This window comes from Pseudoroseomonas cervicalis ATCC 49957 (assembly GCF_000164635.1).
GTDB lineage: Bacteria > Pseudomonadota > Alphaproteobacteria > Acetobacterales > Acetobacteraceae > Pseudoroseomonas > Pseudoroseomonas cervicalis.
Genome location: NZ_GG770867.1, coordinates 1 through 2550 on the forward strand (window position 1 = coordinate 1; position 2550 = coordinate 2550).

Below are 2550 nucleotides of genomic sequence, written 5' to 3' on the forward strand. Positions count from 1 at the left end.
GCCAGCCAGCGCGCCTCCGGGCTGCGCAGCCCGGCGGGGTCGATGCGGTGGCGCTCCACCACGCCGCGCACGGTGCGGCTCATCGCCAGGCCGGCGGCATCGGCGGTGACCTTCCAGCCGCGCTCGGTCGGGCGGGAGATGGCATCCAGCCGCGCGGCCAGCGCCGGCGCCGCGGCCAGGGCGCGGTCGGTGTCGGCGGTCAGCGCGCCGGCGATCGCCGCCTGCTCCACCATCTCGGCCGGCAGGTTGGCCGAGAGGCGGCGGATGCGGTGCGCCGTCTGGCGCAGCCCTTCCACCAGCTCGCGCAGCGCCGCGCCCTGCGCCTCCTGCCCATCGGCGAAGCGCAGCGTGGCGTTGTGCAGCGCCTTCTCGAGCAGGAAATCCTCGAGCGCGCGGTCATCCTTCAGGTAGCGCTCCTCCTGCCCGCGCTTGGCGCGGTAGAGCGGCGGCTGGGCGATGTAGAGATGCCCGCGCGCCAGCAGCTCCGGCATCTGCCGGAAGAAGAAGGTCAGCAGCAGGGTGCGGATATGCGAGCCGTCGACATCCGCGTCGGTCATGATGACGATGCGGTGGTAGCGCAGCTTGTCGGCGGAGAAGCCGCCGCGCTCCACCGGCCCGGTGCCGATGCCGGTGCCGAGGGCGGTGATCAGCGTGCCGATCTCGGCCGAGGAGAGCATCTTGTCGATGCGCGCGCGCTCGACGTTCAGGATCTTGCCCTTCAGCGGCAGGATCGCCTGGAAGCGGCGGTCGCGCCCCTGCTTGGCGGAGCCGCCGGCCGAGTCACCCTCGACCAGGAACAGCTCGCACTTGGTCGGGTCCTTCTCCTGGCAGTCGGCCAGCTTGCCGGGCAGCGTCGAGATGTCGAGCGCGTTCTTGCGCCCCACCTTCTCGCGCGCCAGCTGCGCCGCCTTGCGCGCGGCGGCGGCGAGCACGACCTGGTCGAGGACCTGGCGCGCCTCCTTCGGATGCGTCTCGAACCAGTGGGAGAGCGCGTCGGCGACGGCCGCCTGCACCACCGGCTGCACCTCGGAGGAGACCAGCTTGTCCTTGGTCTGGGAGCTGAACTTCGGGTCCGGCACCTTGACCGAGATGACCGCGGTCAGGCCTTCGCGCATATCCTCGCCGGACAGCTCGACCTTTTCCTTCTTGGCCAGCTCCTCGGCGTATTTCATCACCACGCGGGTCAGCGCCTGGCGGAAGCCGGCCTGGTGGGTGCCGCCATCGCGCTGCGGGATGTTGTTGGTGAAGCACAGCGCCAGCTCGTGCGGGCTGTTGTTCCACCACATCGCCAGCTCGACCTGGATGCCGGTGCCTTCCTTGGCGCGCAGGCTGATGGCCGGCTTGAACAGCGGCTCCTTCGAGCGGTCCAGCCATTCGACGAAGGCGACCAGCCCGCCCTCGAAGCGGAAGGCGGTTTCCTTCGCCGGCTCGCCCAGGGCCACGGGGCGCTCGTCGCGCAGCGTGATGGCCAGGCCGGAATTGAGGAAGGCCAGCTCGCGCAGGCGCTTCTCCAGGATGGCGAATTCGTATTCGGTGCGGGTGAAGGTGCCGGCCGAGGGCTTGAAGGTGACGCGCGTGCCGTTCTTGTGGTCGGAGGGGCCGACCACCTTGAGCGGCTGCACCGTGTCGCCATGCTCGAACCGAAGAAAGTGCTCCTGGCCGTTGCGCCAGATGGTCACGTCCATCCATTCGGACAGCGCGTTCACCACCGCCGCGCCGACGCCGTGCAGGCCGCCCGAGACCTTGTAGGAGTTCTGGTTGAACTTGCCGCCGGCATGCAGGCGGGTCAGCACCACCTCGGCGGCGGAGACGCCTTCCTCGGCATGGATGTCGGTCGGGATGCCGCGGCCGTCATCGGTGACGGTGACCGAGCCATCGGCGTTCAGCACCACGTCGCAGCGCGTGGCGTAGCCGGCCTGCGCCTCGTCCACCGCGTTGTCGATGATCTCGAACGCCATGTGGTGCAGGCCGGAGCCGTCATCGGTGTCGCCGATATACATGCCCGGGCGCTTGCGGACGGCTTCGAGGCCGCGCAGCACGGTGATGGAGGCGCTGTCATAGGCGTCCGCCTGCGGCTCGGGGGCGGGGGACGAAGCGCGCGCGGACTCACTCATGCCGGCGGGAAACTCCTGCTCAGGACGGTCGGAAAGACAGGTTTTTCTAGCACTTCACGAGGCCCGGGACACGGGGAAATCGGCATTTTCCGCCAGGCTGCCGGGGCTGGCCGCGAAGAGTTGCGCATGGCCCCGCAGCGGCGCGAAGGGCGCCTCCTCCGTGCCGGTCAGGAAGCATTGCGCCGGCAGGGCGTCGAGCGCCGCGAACAGCGCCGCGCGGCGCTCGGGGTCGAGATGCGCCGCCACCTCGTCCAGCAGCAGCAGCGGCGCGAAGCCGCGATGCGAGGCCACCAGCGCCGCCTGGGCCAGCACGGTGCTGACCAGCAGCGCCTTCTGCTCGCCGGTGGAGCAGAGCTCGGCCGGGATCTGTTTAGGCAGCAGCACCAGGCGCAGATCGGTGCGGTGCGCGCCCTGGCGGGCGCCGCCGGCGGCGGCG

The 2550-nt window shown here is 70.6% G+C and carries 2 protein-coding genes; both read right to left on the reverse strand.

Annotated features, from left to right (window positions below; all coding sequences use genetic code 11):
- On the reverse strand, positions 1-2114 hold a 2114-nt coding region (locus HMPREF0731_RS19790; RefSeq protein ID WP_007005991.1), incomplete at its 3' end, for a DNA gyrase subunit B.
- A 54-nt stretch (positions 2115-2168) separates the two neighbouring features.
- The coding region (locus tag HMPREF0731_RS19795) for an AAA family ATPase (protein WP_007005992.1) at positions 2169-2550 on the reverse strand (382 nt) is incomplete at its 5' end.